Annotated in this window: 19 protein-coding genes; 3 read left to right on the top strand and 16 right to left on the bottom strand. The window is 66.4% G+C overall.

The window, feature by feature from the left end; genetic code table 11:
• Positions 1–70 precede the first annotated feature (70 nt).
• Positions 71–457: a DUF1844 domain-containing protein gene (locus ACTAQI_RS02705; protein ID WP_457949383.1), complete on the top strand. Its 387-nt coding sequence runs from the start codon at positions 71–73 to the stop codon at positions 455–457.
• Between the two features lie 212 nt (positions 458–669).
• On the opposite strand, the gene ACTAQI_RS02700 is transcribed toward ACTAQI_RS02705, so the two are convergent.
• The 8 genes from ACTAQI_RS02700 to ACTAQI_RS02665 all read right to left on the bottom strand — a co-directional run bounded on the left by ACTAQI_RS02700 (position 670) and on the right by ACTAQI_RS02665 (position 6991).
• Entirely contained in the window at positions 670–1968 is a 1299-nt protein-coding gene (locus tag ACTAQI_RS02700; RefSeq protein ID WP_457949382.1) for an MFS transporter, read from the bottom strand.
• Positions 1969–2025: 57 nt separating this feature from the next.
• Positions 2026–2910 (bottom strand): SseB family protein, encoded by an 885-nt coding sequence (locus ACTAQI_RS02695; protein WP_457949380.1) that lies wholly within the window; start codon positions 2908–2910, stop codon positions 2026–2028.
• A gap of 20 nt (positions 2911–2930) precedes the next feature.
• On the bottom strand, positions 2931–3677 hold the full coding sequence (gene priA / locus ACTAQI_RS02690; protein ID WP_457949378.1) for a bifunctional 1-(5-phosphoribosyl)-5-((5-phosphoribosylamino)methylideneamino)imidazole-4-carboxamide isomerase/phosphoribosylanthranilate isomerase PriA: 747 nt from the start codon (positions 3675–3677) through the stop codon (positions 2931–2933).
• Positions 3678–3764: 87 nt separating this feature from the next.
• Entirely contained in the window at positions 3765–3923 is a 159-nt protein-coding gene (locus ACTAQI_RS02685) for a hypothetical protein (protein ID WP_457949376.1), read from the bottom strand.
• Positions 3924–4685, bottom strand: coding sequence for an imidazole glycerol phosphate synthase subunit HisH (hisH, locus tag ACTAQI_RS02680; RefSeq protein ID WP_457949374.1), 762 nt, complete (start codon positions 4683–4685; stop codon positions 3924–3926). It abuts the gene before it with no gap.
• A complete protein-coding gene (gene hisB, locus ACTAQI_RS02675; protein ID WP_018771583.1) occupies positions 4682–5308 on the bottom strand; it encodes an imidazoleglycerol-phosphate dehydratase HisB in 627 nt (208 codons plus the stop codon). Before hisB ends, hisH begins: the two co-directional genes overlap by 4 nt.
• A gap of 61 nt (positions 5309–5369) precedes the next feature.
• Positions 5370–6488, bottom strand: a complete 1119-nt coding sequence (locus ACTAQI_RS02670) for a histidinol-phosphate transaminase (RefSeq protein WP_457949372.1) — start codon at positions 6486–6488, stop codon at positions 5370–5372.
• Between the two features lie 152 nt (positions 6489–6640).
• On the bottom strand, positions 6641–6991 hold the full coding sequence (locus ACTAQI_RS02665; RefSeq protein ID WP_457949370.1) for a LysM peptidoglycan-binding domain-containing protein: 351 nt from the start codon (positions 6989–6991) through the stop codon (positions 6641–6643).
• Positions 6992–7345: 354 nt separating this feature from the next.
• On the opposite strand from ACTAQI_RS02665, the gene lexA reads away from it, so the two are divergent.
• Positions 7346–8080, top strand: a complete 735-nt coding sequence (gene lexA / locus ACTAQI_RS02660; RefSeq protein ID WP_457949368.1) for a transcriptional repressor LexA — start codon at positions 7346–7348, stop codon at positions 8078–8080.
• Positions 8081–8179: 99 nt separating this feature from the next.
• Here lexA and ACTAQI_RS02655 read toward each other — a convergent pair whose 3' ends face one another.
• Together ACTAQI_RS02655 and hflX are read right to left on the bottom strand one after the other, a co-directional pair.
• On the bottom strand, positions 8180–10237 hold the full coding sequence (locus ACTAQI_RS02655; protein ID WP_457949366.1) for an ATP-dependent DNA helicase: 2058 nt from the start codon (positions 10235–10237) through the stop codon (positions 8180–8182).
• Complete coding sequence (gene hflX, locus ACTAQI_RS02650; protein WP_457949364.1) at positions 10230–11810, bottom strand: GTPase HflX; 1581 nt, start codon at positions 11808–11810, stop codon at positions 10230–10232. The genes ACTAQI_RS02655 and hflX overlap by 8 nt, the downstream gene beginning before the upstream one ends.
• A 434-nt stretch (positions 11811–12244) precedes the next feature.
• Here hflX and ACTAQI_RS02645 point away from each other — a divergent pair, with 434 nt between their 5' ends.
• A complete protein-coding gene (locus ACTAQI_RS02645) occupies positions 12245–12868 on the top strand; it encodes a class I SAM-dependent methyltransferase (protein ID WP_457949362.1) in 624 nt (207 codons plus the stop codon).
• Here ACTAQI_RS02645 and dapF read toward each other — a convergent pair.
• The 6 genes from dapF to ACTAQI_RS02615 form a co-directional block, all read right to left on the bottom strand.
• The gene (gene dapF, locus ACTAQI_RS02640) at positions 12840–13784 is read right to left on the bottom strand and encodes a diaminopimelate epimerase (RefSeq protein ID WP_457949361.1); all 945 of its coding nucleotides are present in this window, start codon (positions 13782–13784) and stop codon (positions 12840–12842) included. The genes ACTAQI_RS02645 and dapF overlap by 29 nt on opposite strands.
• A gap of 44 nt (positions 13785–13828) precedes the next feature.
• Positions 13829–14725 (bottom strand): tRNA (adenosine(37)-N6)-dimethylallyltransferase MiaA, encoded by an 897-nt coding sequence (gene miaA / locus ACTAQI_RS02635; protein WP_457949359.1) that lies wholly within the window; start codon positions 14723–14725, stop codon positions 13829–13831.
• A 3-nt stretch (positions 14726–14728) separates the two neighbouring features.
• Positions 14729–16285 carry a tRNA (N6-isopentenyl adenosine(37)-C2)-methylthiotransferase MiaB gene (miaB, locus tag ACTAQI_RS02630; protein ID WP_457949357.1) on the bottom strand — a complete coding sequence of 519 codons (1557 nt, stop codon included), beginning with the start codon at positions 16283–16285 and terminating at the stop codon, positions 14729–14731.
• Positions 16286–16288: 3 nt separating this feature from the next.
• Positions 16289–16789, bottom strand: coding sequence for a regulatory protein RecX (locus ACTAQI_RS02625; protein ID WP_457950974.1), 501 nt, complete (start codon positions 16787–16789; stop codon positions 16289–16291).
• Positions 16790–16909: 120 nt separating this feature from the next.
• The gene (recA, locus tag ACTAQI_RS02620) at positions 16910–17965 is read right to left on the bottom strand and encodes a recombinase RecA (protein WP_026266121.1); all 1056 of its coding nucleotides are present in this window, start codon (positions 17963–17965) and stop codon (positions 16910–16912) included.
• Between the two features lie 229 nt (positions 17966–18194).
• Complete coding sequence (locus tag ACTAQI_RS02615; RefSeq protein WP_457949356.1) at positions 18195–18419, bottom strand: DUF3046 domain-containing protein; 225 nt, start codon at positions 18417–18419, stop codon at positions 18195–18197.
• Positions 18420–18447: the final 28 nt, after the last annotated feature.

Below are 18447 nucleotides of genomic sequence, written 5' to 3'. Positions count from 1 at the left end.
TGGGAACCTGATCGTTTGGGACAATCTCTGAAATAACGACATCCAGTCGGTCTGTGTCAAGCTTACCAGTATGAGCACCTCAGACAGTAATTCGTACGTCTTCGAGCCCGGTGACGCAGGCGCAGACGTTTCACAACACATCCGCGACATCTCCGAAGTTCCGGCCATCGAGGTCATCACCACGGCCGCCGTGCACCTGATGAGCGCGGCCGCGGTAAAGCTTGGCCTGGCAGCGGAAGACAACGCAGCCGAACTCAAGGACCTTGACGAGGCCCGGAAGCTGATCACCGCGCTGGCCGGCCTGGTCACCGCAGCCGCCCCTGAAATCGGGTCCCAGCACGCCGGACCCTTGCGCGACGGCCTGCGCTCCCTGCAGCTGGCTTTCCGTGAGGAGTCGCTGATTCCGGATGCACCGGGCAAGGGCCCGGGTGAAAAGTACACCGGAGCAGTGAACTAGGGAACAACTCCCCCAAGCAGCGCCCGACGGCGGGACGGCCTTTCAAGGTCGTCCCGCCGTCGCGCTTTAACTCCATCGATTGCTCCGTACCTGCCGTTTTCCCAGCCCAAAAGGGCAATTACGCAGCAATCGATGGGCAGGCCGGCAGGGTTCCCCGGCCGAGCTTGCGAGGTTAGGGTGCCGGTGGCGAGCAATCGGCGGGTAGGCCGGCGTCAGGCGGCGGCTTTTCGGCGCCGGCGCTGGAGGGCCAGGCCCACGAGGCACAGCACCACGCCCGCGGCGCCGACGGAAACGAAGCCGCCGGAGGGCCCCATAACGTCGATGAAGATGCCGGCCAGCGGCGAACCGAGGGCAACACCGGCGGTGAGGGCCGAGCCATACCAGCCCATGGCCTCCCCCCGCCGCTCCTCGGACACCAGCTCGGCGACCTTTTCGGAAGCCGCGGAGAGCACGGGAGCGCAGAGCAGGCCCGGCAGGACGGAGACGAAAGCCAGGGTCCAGGTGTCGTGGGCAAAAGCCATGGGCAGGGTCAGTGCGGCCATTCCCAGCAGCAGGATGACAGGTGGGATGGGCCGGTGCATGGCGCCGTAGATGAGCCCGCCCACCACGGAGGCAGCGCACCAAAAGACAAAGACGATCCCGATTTCGCTCTGGTGCCCACCGGTTTGCAGTGCTGCGACAATGCCTACGTCGGTACCGCTGAGGACCATTCCGGCGCCCGCGGCAACGGCGAAGAGTGCCGCAACCGTGGCAGTGAACCACGCGAAGCCGCCCGCAAGCCGTCCGCGCAGTCCGCGCTGTGCCGCACTGGTGGCCGCGCCCGCGGGGGCCAGTTCCGCGGCGGCTTCCTGGAGATGGGCAGGAGCAGTGGAGACGACGGCGGCTTCCGCGGCGTGCTGCTCATCCTCTGCGCATTCGACAGTCAGGCCCTGGCTTCGCGTGGGCGGGTTGAACCACATGAGGAACAGCCCGGAGAGGGAAGTGGCCACGCCCACCACCGTCAGGCCGGCAACGGTGAAACCGCTGGTGGCAACAACGGCTCCCGCAGCCGGTCCAATCATGAACACCACTTCGGTGGTGATGGCATCCAGGGCGAACGCGGTCCGGCGCTGGTCACCGTCCGCCAGGACCCCGAGGGATTGCCGGACCACGCTGAAGATGGGCAGCGTGAGCAGCCCGCCCACGAATACCAGCGGAAGGAGCCACTGATAGGACACGTGCGGCACGACCGACCAGATCACCGTTTCGGAGATGACGGAAGGGATGAGCGCGGTCCGCAGTCCCACAGTGTCAACGCGCCTGCCCCGCCACGGAGCGCCCAGGGCAATGCCGATGGTCATGACCGCCGCGGCGGCACCGGCCGCCGCGTACCCCTGGCCCAGGGTGAGGACGATGTGCAGGGTCAGGAGCACCCCTGCGGCTGAGTGCGGGATGCGGGCAACCATGCCCACCAGCAGCAGCCGGCGGATCGGCCGGACAGCGAGCAACTCCCGGTAGAGAGCGAAATTCACGAAGCGGTCCTTCAGCGTATGCCGCTGGTCCGGCGGGGATCACCCACCCTGCTGCGGCTAGTCGGGAGCGCGCCTCAGTTTGATCTCAAGGGAGTCGACGCGCTCCCCAAACAATACATTCCGCGACCACTCCGACTGGAGGCCGGCCACCAGTTCCTGGACACCGGAAGCGTCCAGGCCGTCCTCGAGGTACAGCACCACCTGCAGCTCCGGCCCGGCGCCGCCGCCAGGCACTGCCGAGCCGTCGGCAGCTCTGGCCGCCACTCCCCTGCCAGGCAGCAGCTCGATGCTCCGGATGGCGGCGAAACCGGCAGCGGCCCCGCCCATTTCACGGGCGAGCTCAGGGTCGTTGTAGGAGGGGGTCCAGCCATGCTGCTGGGCCAGTTCCCAGACACCGGGGCGGCGCACCACGAACGTCACGTCGGCTCCCGGGTCCAGGACCAGAAGCTCGGCGCCTTCGGCCACTGCCGAGAGGGCCGCCCGCGCGGCGTACACCGCCACGGGCCGGGCCTCGGGGTGCCAGGCAGCCAGAGCCGCCGCTGAGGTGAATGCGGGCAGCGCAGTCCTGCCGTCGGCCGCCTTGAGGGTCACCAGCGCCATGTCCGCCTGTTTGTCGGCGTGCAGCCCGTGGGCCGCCTCCGCCTCTTCAGCCAGTTGCGCCACGATCGGTATAAAGACCCGGGCCGTTGCCAGCGAGGCAACCACGCCCGCTTCGTCGCCCCGCCCCTCGCGGAGCGCGGCAACCGCGGCGAGGTAGCCGGCGTCGGCCGTTCCGTCGTCGTCCTCGAAGTTGTGGATCTTCGCGTCGTCACCGGCGAGGCTGCGCCCGGCCCACGGCTGGCCCGCGGAATCCGTGGCACTGCCTGCACCGGCCAGCGCTGCAGCGATATGGCCCGGCAGTTGGCGGGCTGGAGGACTTACCGGTTCTTCGGAGCTGGCCATGGCCTGCTACTTCCCCGCGCTTAGCGGCGGCCGGCGACGTCGAGGGCTTCAGGCAGCGTGAAGGCTCCGGCGTACAGCGCCTTGCCCACGATGGCACCTTCCACGCCCAGCGGGACCAGCGAGCGAAGGACCTTCAGGTCGTCCAGGCTGGAGATGCCGCCGGATGCGACCACGGGCTTGCCGGTCTTTTCCACCATTTGCCGGAGGAGTTCAACGTTGGGTCCCTGGAGGGTGCCGTCCTTGGTCACGTCGGTCACCACGTAGCGGGCGCAGCCGGCCTCTTCGAGGCGGCCCAGCACGTCCCAGAGGTCCCCGCCTTCCTTGGTCCAGCCGCGGCCTGCGAGGGTGGTTCCCCGGACGTCAAGGCCGACGGCGATCTTGTCGCCGAAGCGCTCGATGGCCCGCCGGGTCCACTCGGGATTCTCCAGTGCGGCGGTTCCCAGGTTGACCCGGGCCACGCCGAGGCCAAGCGCGGCTTCCAGGGTTTCGTCGTCACGGAGGCCGCCGGAGAGCTCCACCTTGATATCCAGCCGGCCGACCACTTCGCGGAGCAGGTCGGCGTTGGAGCCGCGACCGAACGCTGCGTCAAGGTCCACCAGGTGCACCCATTCGGCGCCCTGCTGCTGCCAATTCAGCGCCGCTTCGAGGGGGGTTCCGTAGCTGGTCTCGCTGCCCGCCTCGCCCTGGACCAGCCGGACGGCCTGGCCGTTGACGACGTCGACGGCTGGCAGCAGTTCAAGTACCGGCAGGTCATGTGCGGTGGTCATACTCATCCTCGGTGTTGGTTCTTCGGTTTGGGCAAAAGCGGGGTTTGATCGGTGCGGTTCAGGGAGTTCCGCGCCGCCCCTTGGTAGTCAGCCGGCCGGCAGCGTGAGCAGGTAGGCGGCGACCAGCGACATGGCGGCCAGGACGTAGAAGGACACCTGGATCCAGAGCGGCTTGCGCTGCTGCCGGAACGAGATGCCGCCGCCAATGAGGATGCCGGCGAGGCCCATCAGGAGTACGGACCACATCTAGGCGTCACTGCCGGCGTCGGCCGCCGGTGCGCCGGAGTCAACCCCGGCCGGCTTGCGCAGGCCTTCCACCCAGTTGCGCAGGAGCCGCGCACCGGCATCGCCGGACTTTTCGGGGTGGAACTGGGTTGCGCAGAGCGGGCCGTTTTCGACGGCGGCGATGAACGGGCCGCCGTGCTCGGACCAGGTGACCAGCGGCGGGGCCATCCGCGGCTGGATGACGTCGAAGTTCCATTCCTGCACGCCGTACGAGTGCACGAAGTAGAACCGCTCGTTTTCGACGCCGGCAAAGAGTTTCGAGCCTTCCGGCACCTTGACGGTGTTCCAGCCCATGTGCGGAACCACCTCCGCGCGGAGCGCCTCCACCTTGCCGGGCCACTCGCCGATGCCCTCGGCCTCGGTGCCGTGTTCCACTCCGGCTTCGAACATGACCTGCAGGCCCACGCAGATGCCAAGCACCGGGCGCCCGCCTGCCACGCGCCGGCCGATAAGCCGGATACCGTCCACGGCCTTGAGTTCACGCATGACGGTCTCGAACGCACCCACGCCGGGCACCACCAGGCCGTCTGCGTTCAGCACGTCCTCTGGCTTGGAGCTCAGGATTACTTCCGCGCCGGCCCGTTCCAGTGCGCGAACGGCGGACCTGACGTTCCCGGAACCGTAGTCCAGTACCGTGACCGTGGGCTTGCCCTCCGGTGACGGCAGCTTCCGCGAAGCCGCCGGATCGATGATCGCGCCGTCTTTCAGGACCTGCCCGCTCACAGCGCTCCCTTGGTGGAAGGGATGCCCTCAACCCGGGGATCGGGCTCGACGGCGGCGCGGAGGGCGCGTGCGAAGGCTTTGAACTGTGCCTCGACGATGTGGTGCGGGTCCCGGCCAGCCAGAACGTTCATGTGCAGGCAGATGCCGGCGTGGAGTGTGATGGCCTCGAAGACGTGGCGGGTCAGGGACCCGGTGAAGTGGCCGCCGATCAGGTGGTATTCCTGGCCGGCCGGCTCGCCGCCGTGCACCAGGTAGGGGCGGCCGGATACGTCCACCACCGCGTTGGCAAGGGCCTCGTCCAGCGGGACGGTGGCCTCGCCGAACCGGCGGATCCCCGCCTTGTTGCCCAGGGCTGTCCGCAGGACCTCGCCGAAGGTGATGGCCACGTCCTCCACCGTGTGGTGAACGTCGATGTGGGTGTCCCCGGTGGCCTTGACGGTCATGTCGATCAGGGAGTGCTTGCACAGCGCGGTGAGCATGTGGTCGTAAAACGGCACGGAGGTATCGATGTCCGATACTCCGGTTCCATCGAGGTTGATCTCCACGAGGACGGAGGACTCGCTGGTGGCACGCTCCATGCGGGCGGTCCTGGCTGCAGCCGTGTTCGATCCGGTTGGACTCATGGTGAAGGATCCTTAGTGGGAGAAGAAGTGGTTCAAGGCGCCCAGCGCCGCAGTAACAAGTCTAGGCGGGAAGCGCGGCGTGGCCCGCAAGGATGCGTTCCAGGGAGGTAAGGAAGGCTGTAGTCTCCGCCTCAGTGCCAGCAGTGACCCGAAGGTGGCCGGGGATGCCCACGTCGCGGATGAGCACCCCGGCGTCCAGCAGCTCCTGCCAGACCTGGTGCGGATTTTCCAGGCCGCCGAAGAAAACGTAGTTGGAGTCCGATGCGGCCGGCTTGAGGCCCATCCGGGTCAGTTCCGCCACAATCCGGTCCCGCTGCGTCTTGATGTCCTGGACATCGGCCATCAGCGCTTCACGGTGTTCCAGGGCGGCCAGGGCAGTGGCCTGGGTAATGGCGGACAGGTGGTACGGGAGGCGGACCAGCCGCAGAGCATCAGTGACCTCCGGGGCTGCGGCCATGTAGCCGAGCCGCGCGCCCGCCAGGGCGAAAGCCTTGCTCATGGTGCGGGAAACGATCAGCCGCTCCCGGCCGGGCAACAGGGTCAGTGCGCTGGGCGTTCCGTCGTGCGCGAACTCGTGGTAAGCCTCATCGACGATCACGATGGCCTGGCTGTCCGCCCCGGCGTCATAGACAGCTTCCACGACGTCCAACCCAAGTCCTGTCCCCGTGGGGTTGTTGGGCGAGCAGAGGAACACAATGTTCGGCTGCAGTTCCTTGACCTGGCGGGCTGCGGACTCTGCGCTGAGGTCGTAGCCTTCCGCGCGTTCCCCGGTGATGTAGCGGGTGTCCGTACCGCTGGCCAGCAGGGGGTACATGGAGTACGTGGGTGGAAAGCCGAGTGCGGTGCGTCCGGGGCCGCCGAACGCCTGGAGGATCTGCTGCAGGACTTCATTGGAGCCATTGGCTGCCCACAGGTTGGTTTCATCAAGCCCATGCCCGAGATACTCAGCCAAGGCTTTCCGGAGGGCGGTGAACTCGCGGTCCGGATAGCGGTTGAGCCCGGCGGCGGCCTCCGTAACGGCGGCGCTGATGGCGGCACGGACGTCGGCGGGAACACCATGGGTATTTTCATTGACGTTCAGCAGGATGGGGACGTCCAGTTGGGGCGCCCCGTAGGGGGTCAGCCCGCGAAGGTTGCTGCGGAGGGGAAGCCGGTTCAGACGTTCTAGCTGGTCGCTCACCTGAACAGTTTAGTGGCCACGGCAACTGCCGGAAAATGTGACAGCCGTTGTTCGCCCTGGGCATGCCTGATGCTCTCCCCGGCATGCGCCATATGAGGCGCCTTGTCATCGCTTGACCTGGTTTCCGATCCGGGGCGACCGCGGCACCTGTTTCAGCGCGTGGGGACGAAGAGCTGCTGGCCCGGAATGACGGTGCCGGCGGCGAGGTTGTTCAACTGGACGATGTCCGCCACCACGTCCCGGGCATCGCGGTGGGGAGCAACGGCACCGGCGATGGCCCACAGCGACTGGCCGGACTGCACGGTCACCGTGACCGTGGGCGTAACTGCCAGATCCGAAACCGAATCCGAGGCCTTGGCCGGGGAGTGGAAAAGCCCGGAAAGCGACAGCAGGAGAACGGCCAGGAATACTAGCGGAACTCCAATCAGGACGATCCTCCCCCGACGGGTCAGCCTCAGGGGCGCAGACGAAGGTGAAACCTGGTGAAGAGATAAAGCTGACATGAACTAAGCCCTCCTGGACTTGCCGTGCTGCCCGGGTGTCCGCCGGCCGCTGCCCTGCCGCTCGTAGCGCTGCCGGAACCTCTACCGGCCGCGTATTCGAATAGGGCATGCGCTGGTTAGAACACATGTTCGAACTTTGCTTGTTAAGTTTTAGCACCTATCGACGAATAATGTCGAGACTCGCTAGAACAAATGTTTGAAAAAGCAATGTGGCTGGCCTAGCTTTGAACCAAAGAACAACCACCACTGAAGTTGAACAGCAGGGTCTGACAATGACGGTGGGACTCCTTCCGGCGGCGCTGTGGACCAGCGCCAGGCGGGAGATCCGGCGGCAAGCGAAAGGCATTGGCGAATATGGCAGCAGCAGCCGCCGGGGGCAGGACCGCCCCGCAACCAAAGAGGACCGCCAAGGGCCTGACCCCCAGGCAGAAGAAGATCCTCGAAACCATCCAGCGCTCAGTCAATGAGAACGGATACCCGCCGTCCATGCGCGAGATCGGCGATATAGTCGGCCTCGCAAGCCTGTCCAGCGTGACCCATCAGCTCTCCCAACTGGAAAAGCTGGGTTACCTGCGGCGCGACCCCAAGCGGCCGCGCGCCATGGAAGTCCTGATGCCCCTCACACTGGACGGCGGCGCCAAAGCTGCCGGCACGTCTCCTGCGCCGCACGCCACGGGTACCGGGGCCACGGTGTCGGAACTGCCCACGGCACTGGACACCGCCATGGTTCCCCTGGTGGGTCGTATCGCTGCCGGCGGCCCCATCCTCGCCGAGCAACTCGTGGAAGATGTCATGCCGCTGCCCCGCCAATTGGTGGGCCAAGGCGAGCTCTTCATGCTTAAGGTGGCCGGCGACTCCATGGTGGACGCCGCCATTTGCGACGGCGACTGGGTAGTGGTGCGGCGCCAGGCGGACGCTGCCAACGGAGACATCGTTGCCGCACTGCTGGACGATGAGGCAACCGTCAAGACCTTCCGTCAACGCGACGGCCATACCTGGCTGCTCCCCCAGAACACGCAATACGAACCTATCCTGGGCGACCACGCCACCATCATGGGCAAAGTGGTCTCGGTCCTGCGTTCCCTCTAGGCTCCGTTCCCGCTCCAGCCCCGACTCCCCTGGGCTGCGTCCACGCCGGCCGCACTCCGCCGGCTTATACCGAAGGTACCTGGCGGCGCTTCGCCGTTGTCAGGACGCGTCTGCGCCCAGCCTGGTGAGCGCCGCAAGCGCCTTGGTGCGGTCGGTGGTGGCCCAGAACGGGGGCAGGGCGCCCCGCAGGAATCCTGCGTAGCGTTCGGTGGCCAGCCTCGAATCCAGGACGGCCACCACTCCCTTGTCTCCGGTTGACCTGATCAACCGGCCGGCGCCCTGGGCGAGCCGGATGGCGGCATGCGTGGCGGAGACGGACATGAAGCCGTTTCCCCCTGCCTGCGCCACGGCACGCGAACGCGCCGTCATCAGCGGATCATCCGGCCGCGGGAACGGAATACGGTCGATCACCACCAGCCGGCAGGAACCTCCGGGAACGTCAACCCCCTGCCACAGGGACATGGTCCCGAAGAGGCAGGTGTCCGGCTCATCAGCGAATTGCTTGACCAGGGCAGTCATGGTCGATTCGCCCTGGCAGAGGACAGTCATATCGAGCTTGGGCCGGAGCGCGTCGGCAGCCTCTTCGGCGGCCCGCCGCGAGGAGAACAGGCACAGGGCTCCCCCACCGGACGCCTTGATAAGCGCTTCGAGTTCCGCCAGCGCCTCCGGGGAAACGCCGCGCCCGGGCTTGGGGAGGTGTCCGGCCACGTAGAGGATGCCCTGTTTGGCGTAGTCGAAGGGCGAGCCCACGTCCACGCCCGTCCAGCTGGGCGCACCGTCACCGATGAGGCCCAGTCCCCCGGCTGCAGGTTCAAAGGCGGAGCCGATGGCCAGGGTGGCGGACGTAAGCACCACAGTGTGCCCGGCAAAGAGCCCTTCCCGCAACCTGCCCGCCACTGACAACGGTGCGATATTGATCAACACCGGCGCACTGTCATCCGGCTGGGAGTAGCCCTGGCCGGGATCGAACGTGCTGGCGCGGGAAAACCACACCACCTCCCGGTTTTCACGGGCAGCGATCAGCCGCTCGCACAGTTCCAGGATGAGCATGAGGCGGGAACGGGCCAGCTGCCGGCCGCCGTCGGCTGTGGTGTTGCTGTCCCCTTTGGAATCGGACAACGCGGCGCGGCACGCCTCACGCAACTGGTCCACGCAGTCCAGCTGTTCATCGTTCAGGCCGTTGGGCAGCAGCCCGTTCGGCGCGCCGGCGACGGCCAGCTCAAGGTTGGCAGCTGCGGCGTTCAGGGCATCAACGGTGATGGCGGTATGTTTCCGGGCGCCCGAGGCGGCGGCATGGACCATGGCTACGGACAGCTGCCCGGACACGGCACCGGTGACCCGGTCCTGCAGTTCGTGCGCTTCGTCCACCACCACGACGTCGTATTCGGGCAGGACGGCAAGCCCCTCGAACGCGCTGACAGCCAACATGGCGTGGTTGGTCACCACTACATCGGCCTCGGCTGCGTCCTGCCGTGCGAGCTCGCTGAAACATTCAGCGGCCATGGGGCATTTTTGCGCGCCCAAGCACTCCATGGACGTCACGGAAACCTGGCGCCAGGCACGGTCGGTCACACCGGGCAGGAGCTCATCCCTGTCGCCCGTCGCTGTTTTCTCCGCCCACTCGCGGAGCCGCACCACTTCCTTGCCAAGCTGCGATGAGGGTCCACCTACGGAAGCGGCGAAATGCGGAACGCTGGTGTCCTCTCCCAGGGAGAAGAGCTGCCCTTCGGACGGTTCCTCTGATGGGAACCCGCCCTCGAGCTTGTGTCGGCATACGTAGTTGGACCGCCCCTTGACCAGCGCAACCTTGACCGGCCGGTCCAGGGCAGGGGTGATGTTTTTCAGGAGCCGCGGCAGGTCCCGTCCCACAATTTGGGTCTGCAGTGCCAGCGTGGCCGTGGACACGAGGGCAGGCTTGTTGCTTTCCAGGGCATGGGCGATCAGCGGCACCAGGTAAGCCAGTGACTTACCGGTGCCGGTGCCCGCCTGGACCAGGAGATGGTTGCCGGTTTCGATGGCCCGGGCCACCTGCTTGGCCATTTCGTGTTGTCCGGTGCGGCTTTGTCCGCCCATGCCGGCAACGGCGCGGTCGAGCAGTTCGATAACGAACTGCTCGCCCGCCGTCTGCGCAGCTTCGCCGGCTGCAAGGTCAGTCATTGACGACGAATGGTTCCAGTTCGGACGCCAGGCCCTCCCGGACCATCACCGCAGCCCTGGTACCTGCCTCAACATGGTCCAGGCTGAGGATTTCGGCGTCGGACTCATGGAGCTTGCTGATCAGGTCTCCGCGGTCGTACGGAATGAGCAGCTCCATCTTGACCGATGGCCGCGGAATGGACTCGCTGATGGCCTTCAGCAGTTCCGGGATGCCCTCCCCTGTCCGGGCCGAGACCACCACGTGCCGCGGCTCGCGCTGCTTCAGCCGCTCCACCACGAAGGGGTCGGCCGCATCGGCTTTGTTGAGCACGATGATCTCGGGCACCTTGCGGGCATCAACTTCACTGAAGACCTTACGGACGGCAGCGATCTGTCCTTCGGGATCGGGGTGCGAAACGTCCACCACATGCAGGATCAGGTCCGAGTCCGCCACCTCCTCAAGGGTGGACCGGAAGGCTTCCACCAGCTGGGTGGGCAGCGAACGGACGAATCCAACGGTGTCGGCCAGGGTGTACCCCAGTCCGTCAGCGGTTTCCGCCTTGCGGACGGTGGGATCCAGGGTGGCGAACAGCGCGTTCTCCACGAGGACCCCTGCGTCCGTGAGCCGGTTGAGCAGCGAAGACTTGCCGGCGTTGGTGTACCCGGCAATTGCAACGGAGGGCACTTCATTACGACGGCGGTTGGCCCGCTTGGTCTCGCGTGCCGGCTTCATGGCGGCGATCTCGCGCCGCAGCTTTGCCATGCGGGTACGGATCCGGCGCCGGTCCAGTTCGATCTTGGTCTCACCGGGACCACGGGAGCCCATGCCGGCGGCAGCGCCGCCCACCTGGCCACCGGCCTGGCGGGACATCGACTCGCCCCAGCCGCGGAGGCGGGGAAGCAGGTATTCGAGCTGCGCCAGCTCCACCTGGGCCTTGCCTTCACGGCTCTTGGCATGCTGGGCGAAGATGTCCAGGATCAGGGCCGTGCGGTCAATGACCTTGACCTTGACGATGTCTTCAAGGCCACGGCGCTGGGAAGGGGCCAGTTCGGCGTCCACCACCACGGTATCCGCGCCCGTGGACGCCACGATGTCCTTGAGCTCAAGGGCCTTGCCGGAGCCCAGGAAGGTGCCGGGGTCCGGCTTGTCACGGCGCTGCACCAACCCGTCGAGGACCTCTGAACCGGCAGTCTCTGCCAGGGCGGCGAGCTCACGAAGCGAGTTTTCGGCGTCGGCAAGGGTTCCCTCGGACCAGAGCCCTGCCAGGACAACGCGCTCCAGGCGCAGCTGGCGGTATTCGACTTCGGTGACGTCTTCGAGCTCGGTGGACAGGCCTGCCCTCCGGCGCAGGGCGCGCCGTTCCTCCAGATCCTGCTGGTCGCCGTCGTACGTTGAGTGTTCTTCGTCCAGGCGGGAAATGGCCTGAGCCTGGCCGAGCACGGCTTTACCACTGCCGCCGCCATCACCCCCGGACGTGCTGACATTCTTGGCCGGTACGTCCTTGGCGAGGATCCGGTCGATGACAGCCTGGATCTCCTGCGGACTCATGTCCTGGGCGGCTGGATCGGAACCGGTATTGGGCTGGCTGGTCATGGTCTCCTTTGAAGATTCGGCAATTCCAGAATAGTGCTGATTGGCTGGAAGGTGGAAAGTATTCGCGCTGGGCTGACGGGCCGCGGTCATGCAGTTCTCCTGGTTGTTTCGCCACCGGCTGCGATGCCGGGGCCGGGATGCCGCGTCAGGATGGCGGCAGGGCTGAAGAAGGCCGGAGAATGGCAGGAAGTGCAGCAGGGGGCTGACTCTCGAGTATTGTCCGGCTACCGGGAAGACGGAACGGTCTGGCCGGTGCGCAAGCGGAAGGCATGGAAACCTGCGTCGCTGCGGGACGGTCTGTCGCTGGAGGACAGGCTGGGGACGGGCGTGGCCCGTCCCGGCTACTCGAAGATCAGGAACATGCCCTCCAGCGTAGCAGAGGGCCTCCTGCACGGTTTCCCTTTACGCTGCGAGGGGAACTACTCTGGCCAGTTATGGAGTCCGCACACTATTTCAGCACGTCCCCCGCCGGCCCCTTCACCCGGAAGCCCCTGACGGTGGAACTGGCAGGTGAGACGCGGCGGCTCCAGACCTCCTCGGGCATCTTTAGCCCGGACGGTATCGACAAGGGCACGGCGGTCCTCCTGGCTGAAATCCCGGCCCCGCACCCCCAGGGCAACCTCCTGGATATCGGATGCGGCTGGGGTCCGGTGGCGCTCACCATGGCACTGCTGGCTCCCCAATCAAAGGTCTATGCGGTGGACGTCAACGAACGCTGCATCACCCTGACCAACGAGAACGCCGCAGCGCTGGGATTGACCAACGTGGTCGCCAGCACGCCGCAGGCCGTAGACCCGGACGTTCGCTTCGACACCATCTGGTCCAATCCGCCCATCAGGATCGGCAAGGAAGAGCTGCATGCCCTGCTGAAGCTGTGGCTGCCCCGCCTGGCAGAGGGCGGAACCGCGTGGCTGGTGGTACAGAAGAACCTGGGCTCTGATTCCCTTCAGCGCTGGCTGGCCGCCGAACTGGACAGCTCCTTCACTGTGGCCCGGGAGTCCACGTCAAAGTCCTTCCGGATTCTGAGGGTCACGAAAGGGTCCCACTTGCCACAATGACGGCCGGGCCGCTGAGCTCCACATGCTCGTGGCCGCCGGGGCCGGCAAAAAACTTCACGCCCACCACTCCGCCGGGCACGTGGACCCGCCAGGCGTCAGGTGCTTCCGCCCCGGCCCAGTGCCTGATGGCAACAGCCGCAGCGCAGGCGCCTGTACCGCAGGACTGGGTCTCCCCCACGCCACGCTCGTGCACCCGCATGGTCACGGAGCCGACGCCGTCGTGGACCAACGGTTCCGCGGGAACCACGAATTCCACGTTGGTCCCGTTCACCGGCACCGGATCGACCTTCGGCGCGGTGAAGAGCCGGGTGCCTGCGAGTTCGGCAAGTTCAGCGAGGGCCACCACCGTGTGCGGATTCCCCATGCTCACGGAGAGGGCAGGCCGGGCAACCTCCAGTCCGTCGGCGGTAACCAGGGAATCCATGGCCTTGGCGCTGGCTTCACCGGGGAAAATGAACTCCCAGGGTCCCATGTCCACCGCATAACCGTCGCCGGTCCGGACCACAGTTTTGACTCCGCCGCGCGTGCCGATGGTGAGCGATCCGCCGTCGGGCAGGTCGATCAGGCCCTCGGTGCGCAGGAAGTGGACGAACACCCTGACCCCGTTGCCGCACATTTCGGACAGTGAGCCGTCGGCGTTCCGGTAATCCATGAACCATTCGGCGTCCGGGGCATCAGCGAGCAGTTCCTGGCCCTCCGGCAGGAAGCGGGACGGGACGGCCCTGATCAGGCCGTCGGCCCCGATCCCGCGGTGCCGGTCGCAGAGCGCGGCGGCCTGGTCTGAGCCGATGACGCAGGTGCCCTGGGGATCGGCCACCAGGACGAAGTCGTTGCCGGTACCGTGCCCCTTGGAAAAGCGGAGCCCGCTCAGTGTGCGCAGGGCGGGCCCGGTGGTTTCTGCGGGGGTAGCATTCATGGGTCCAAGCGTAGCGGCGGATGCTGCCGGCGCTGAAACCGCTGCTACCCGCACAACTCCACTGCCTTGCCCGTGAGCTCCGGATCCTGCCAGTCCAGCCAGCCGATGCGCGGGTCGGCCCGGAACCAGGTCAGCTGGCGCCGGGCAAACTGCCGGGTGGCCACGATGGTTTCCTCCGCGGCGTCCTGAACCGTTGACGCGCCGTCGATGACCCGCAGGAACTGTGAATAGCCAAGTGCCCGGGAAGCGGTTTTGCCCGCGCGAAGGCCCCGGGCATCGAGCCCGCGGACCTCGTCCAGCAGCCCGGCGTCCACCATCCGGTGCACCCGTGCTGCGAGCATCTCCCGCAGGACCTCGCGGTCCACGGCGAGGCCCACCTGGACGGCCGGCTGATGGTACTCGCGGCGGGGCATGAAGGAGCTGAAGGGCCGGCCTGTGAGTTCCTGGACCTCGAGGGCACGGATGATCCGCCGGGCATCGGAGACCCTCTCCGCGGATACGGGATCAACTGCCCGGAGCCTGGCCAGGAGTGCCCCGGTGCCGAGTTCTGCGTGCTCGGACTCAAGCCGTGCACGCAGCACGGGGTCCGTCCCCGGGAACTCCAGGACGTCCAGGGCGGCCCGAACGTACAGCCCGGAGCCGCCGGCCAGGATGGCGCGCTTGCCGCGGGCGTGGATGTCATCAATGGTTTCGCGGGCCTGGTGCTGGAAGTCGGAAACACTTGCTTCCTGGGTGATGTCCAGGATGTCCAGGAGGTGGTGCGGGATTCCCCTGCGCTCTGCCATCGTGATTTTCGCGGTGCCGATGTCCATGCCGCGGTAGAACTGCATGGCATCAGCGTTGATGACCTCGCCGTCCAGCGCGAGGGCAAGGTTGACGGCGAGGTCGGACTTGCCGGAGCCGGTAGGACCGACGACGGCGATGACGGGCGGGGCAGCCACCTGTCAGCGGGTGCGCAGCGGCAGCGAGGGCATGCCGAGCGAGACGCCCTTTGGTGCCCCTCCTGACCCGGGCGCAGGTGCTCCGCAGGAGTCGGCCTGGGACCTGTCCCATGCGTCCCCTGCCCGTGACCGGCGCAGGCTGTAGTCCCCGGGCGTGGGATCAGCCACGAGGTGGAACGCGGCGGCTTCGGTGATGGTGACCGTTACGAGGTCCCCGGGCCTGGGGGCGGGAGAACCCTCCGGGACCGAGAAATGGACCAGCCGCTGGTCCTGGGACCGGCCGGACAGTCGGTGCGTTACCTCCGACTTCCGCCCTGACTGTGCGGTAACCATGACTTCCAGCCGGCGGCCGAGCTGCTTCCGGTTTTCCTCCGCGGCGATCCGGTCCTGTAGGGCGGTGAGGCGTTCGAAGCGTTCCTGGACGACTGCCTTGGGCAGTTGGTCGGGCAGGTCGGCGGCAGGGGTGCCGGGCCGCTTCGAATACTGGAAGGTGAAGGCGGTGGCAAAGCGCGACTTTTCCACCACGTCAAGGGTGGCCTGGAAGTCCTCTTCCGTTTCGCCGGGGAAGCCGACGATGATGTCGGTGGAGATGGCGGCGTGCGGAATCCTTTCCCGGACCTTGTCCAGGATGCCCAGGAACTTGGTGGAGCGGTAGGAACGCTTCATGGCCCGGAGGATGCGGTCCGAACCGGACTGCAGCGGCATATGGAGCTGCGGCATCACGTTGGGCGTCTCTGCCATGGCGTCGATGACATCGTCGGTAAAGGCGGCCGGGTGCGGGCTGGTGAAGCGGACGCGTTCCAGCCCCTCGATGTCACCGCAGGCACGCAGGAGCTTGGAGAACGCCTGCCGGTCCCCGAATTCCACCCCGTAGGAGTTGACGTTCTGGCCGAGCAGGGTGACTTCAATGGCGCCGTCGTCCACGAGTGCCTGGATCTCGGCGAGGATATCCCCGGGCCTGCGGTCTTTTTCCTTGCCTCGGAGGGCGGGCACGATGCAGAAGGTGCAGGTGTTGTTGCAGCCTACGGAGATGGACACCCAGCCGGAGTAGACGGAGTCACGTTTGGTGGGCAGCGTGGAAGGGAAGACGTCCAGGGATTCGAGGATCTCCAGCTGTGCTTCATTGTTGTGCCGGGCCCGGTCAAGGAGGGCGGGCAGGGCACCGACGTTGTGGGTACCGAAGACTGCGTCCACCCACGGCGCCTTCTTGAGGATGGTTTCGCGGTCCTTTTGGGCCAGGCACCCGCCCACGGCGATCTGCATGCCGGGGTTGGCTGCCTTCACAGGGGCCAGGATGCCCAGGTTGCCGTAGAGCTTGTTGTCCGCGTTTTCCCGGACCGCGCAGGTGTTGAACACCACGACGTCGGCGTGGTCGCCTACCGCGGGTACGTAACCGGCGTCCTCGAGCATGCCGGCCATCCGCTCGGAGTCGTGGACGTTCATCTGGCAACCGAAGGTGCGCACCTGGTAGGTGCGGGGCTGGACTCCGGGTTGCGGCACGGTCCCGGGTTCAACGGAGGGGGTGGCGCCGGAATGGGGGGAAGGAATGGTCAAGCTCACCCGTTAAGGGTACCGGCTGCGGAACATGCCGGCGTCGGGATCCCGCTGGGAATCGAGGACATCGTTGACTATCCGGAACGCCTGGGACGGCTGGTAACCCTTCCGTGCCAGCATGGACGCCAGCCGCCGGACGGTCTTTTCACGTTCTCCCGGAACGGATACGTCCGTCCCGGGCCGAAGCTTGCGCTCAACCAGGGTGCGCGCCGCGGCTTCCTCGTCGGCGTCGGTCAGCTGTTCCAAGGCTGAAGCGGCCGTTTCCTGGTCGATGCCCTTTTCGGCGAGCTCACGCCGGAGGGCGCCCTTGGCAAGCTTCCGGGACTGGGAGCGGCTCCTGACCCACATGTCCGCAAACTCGGCATCGTTGATCAGTCGGACTTCCTGGAATTTGTCCAGCACCGCCTCGGCGACGTGTTCCGGGATGTTCCGTTCCGCCAGCTTCCGGGCGAGCTGGAGCCGACTCTTGGGCGATGCCGTCAGCTGCCGGTACACGATCGCCTGAGCCACCGTGAATGGATCCGGTTCGGCGTCCGCAGCCTGCGGGTCCTCAGGCACGGCAAGGCCGTCCGACACCCCCTCCGAGGGGCTGCCGGAACGGGTCCGCCGTGCACGTGGTCCGGTCAAGGGCTAGAACCCGTCGACAGCTTTCAGCTTTGGCGCGTCCTTGGACTCGTCCTCGGCAGGCTTGACGCCCACACCAAGCTTCTCCTTGATGAGGCGCTCCAGCTCGGCGGCCAGCTCGGGGTTGTCGCGGAGGAACCGGCGCGAGTTCTCCATGCCCTGGCCCAGCTGGTCGCCATCGTAGGTGAACCAGGAACCCGACTTCTTAATGATGCCGTGCTCCACGCCCATGTCGATGATGCCGCCTTCGCGGGAGATGCCCTGGCCGTAGATAATGTCGAATTCGGCCACCTTGAAGGGCGGAGCCATCTTGTTCTTGACGATCTTGGCCTTGGTCCGGTTGCCAACCGAATCGGCGCCTTCCTTGAGGGTCTGGATCCGGCGGACGTCGATGCGGACCGACGCGTAGAACTTCAGGGCCTTACCACCGGTGGTGGTTTCGGGGGAACCGAAGAAGACGCCGATCTTTTCACGCAGCTGGTTGATGAAGATGGCGGTGGTCTTGGTCTGGCTCAGCCGGCCGGTGATCTTACGCAGGGCCTGGCTCATGAGCCGTGCCTGGAGGCCTACGTGGCTGTCGCCCATATCGCCTTCGATTTCGGCGCGGGGCACCAGGGCGGCAACGGAGTCGATGACGACGACGTCCAGCGAGCCGGAGCCGACCAGCATGTCCATGATTTCCAGGGCCTGCTCGCCGGTATCCGGCTGCGAGACGAGGAGGGCATCGGTGTCCACGCCCAGCTTGGCGGCGTAATCCGGGTCCAGGGCGTGCTCGGCGTCGATGAAGGCCGCGATGCCGCCGGCGCGCTGGGCATTCGCCACAGCGTGCAGGGCAACGGTGGTCTTACCCGAGGATTCAGGACCGTAGATTTCGATGACGCGGCCGCGCGGGAGCCCGCCAATGCCAAGGGCGACATCCAGGGCGATGGAGCCGGTGGGGATGACTTCGATCGGGGCGCGGACTTCGTCGCCCAGGCGCATGACCGAGCCCTTGCCGAACTGCTTGTCAATCTGGGCAAGCGCTGCTTCCAGCGCTTTTGCACGATCCGGGGCTGCCGCCATGGTTGACACCTCTAATGCTTTCTCGATGGTGGCCTTCGCGGCCGTTTTATTGGTCATCTCTGACGCTAAGGGGACCCACTGACATTCCGGCTGGAGGACAACGGCTATGTGGATAAACCCGATAGAAAAAGCATAGCGTTATCCGAACAGGTATTCGAAGAGTGGGCCTCCTGCGGCGTGTCAGGGGCAGGGGCCCGGCCTCGGCACGGGCCAGTGCGGGGCTCCGCTGCTAATCGCGGCGGGGGGCGATATCGCGGCCCAGCCGCCGTTCCGCCGGCACGTCCTGGACGTCGCAAAGCGCAAGCCAGACCCTGCGCGGCTCGACGCCCGCGGCCAGGGCCTGGTCCGCGGTGCGCCCACCGACGCCGGCAAGGACCAGGGTACTGCTCAGCACACGGGAGTACCCCGCGCCGAACTCGTCATCCATGAGGCGCCAGTAGTCGCTGATTCGCATCGGTAAATCCTCTCATGATTGGGGACCC

This window comes from Pseudarthrobacter sp. alpha12b, from assembly GCF_054130495.1.
The sequence above is the reverse complement of the archived record's forward strand: the minus strand, read 5'-3'. Positions and strand labels throughout refer to the sequence as shown.

Excerpts from the sequence above, each read along its gene's own strand:
- ACTAQI_RS02705 (WP_457949383.1), top strand. The coding sequence starts at position 71 with ATGAGCACCTCAGACAGTAATTCGTACGTCTTCGAGCCCGGTGACGCA.
- ACTAQI_RS02695 (WP_457949380.1), bottom strand. The coding sequence starts at position 2,910 with ATGGCCAGCTCCGAAGAACCGGTAAGTCCTCCAGCCCGCCAACTGCCG.
- priA (WP_457949378.1), bottom strand. The coding sequence starts at position 3,677 with ATGACCACCGCACATGACCTGCCGGTACTTGAACTGCTGCCAGCCGTC.
- ACTAQI_RS02685 (WP_457949376.1), bottom strand. The coding sequence starts at position 3,923 with ATGTGGTCCGTACTCCTGATGGGCCTCGCCGGCATCCTCATTGGCGGC.
- hisB (WP_018771583.1), bottom strand. The coding sequence starts at position 5,308 with ATGAGTCCAACCGGATCGAACACGGCTGCAGCCAGGACCGCCCGCATG.
- ACTAQI_RS02665 (WP_457949370.1), bottom strand. The coding sequence starts at position 6,991 with ATGTCAGCTTTATCTCTTCACCAGGTTTCACCTTCGTCTGCGCCCCTG.
- lexA (WP_457949368.1), top strand. The coding sequence starts at position 7,346 with ATGGCAGCAGCAGCCGCCGGGGGCAGGACCGCCCCGCAACCAAAGAGG.
- ACTAQI_RS02655 (WP_457949366.1), bottom strand. The coding sequence starts at position 10,237 with ATGACTGACCTTGCAGCCGGCGAAGCTGCGCAGACGGCGGGCGAGCAG.
- hflX (WP_457949364.1), bottom strand. The coding sequence starts at position 11,810 with ATGACCAGCCAGCCCAATACCGGTTCCGATCCAGCCGCCCAGGACATG.
- ACTAQI_RS02645 (WP_457949362.1), top strand. The coding sequence starts at position 12,245 with ATGGAGTCCGCACACTATTTCAGCACGTCCCCCGCCGGCCCCTTCACC.
- dapF (WP_457949361.1), bottom strand. The coding sequence starts at position 13,784 with ATGAATGCTACCCCCGCAGAAACCACCGGGCCCGCCCTGCGCACACTG.
- recA (WP_026266121.1), bottom strand. The coding sequence starts at position 17,965 with ATGGCGGCAGCCCCGGATCGTGCAAAAGCGCTGGAAGCAGCGCTTGCC.
- ACTAQI_RS02615 (WP_457949356.1), bottom strand. The coding sequence starts at position 18,419 with ATGCGAATCAGCGACTACTGGCGCCTCATGGATGACGAGTTCGGCGCG.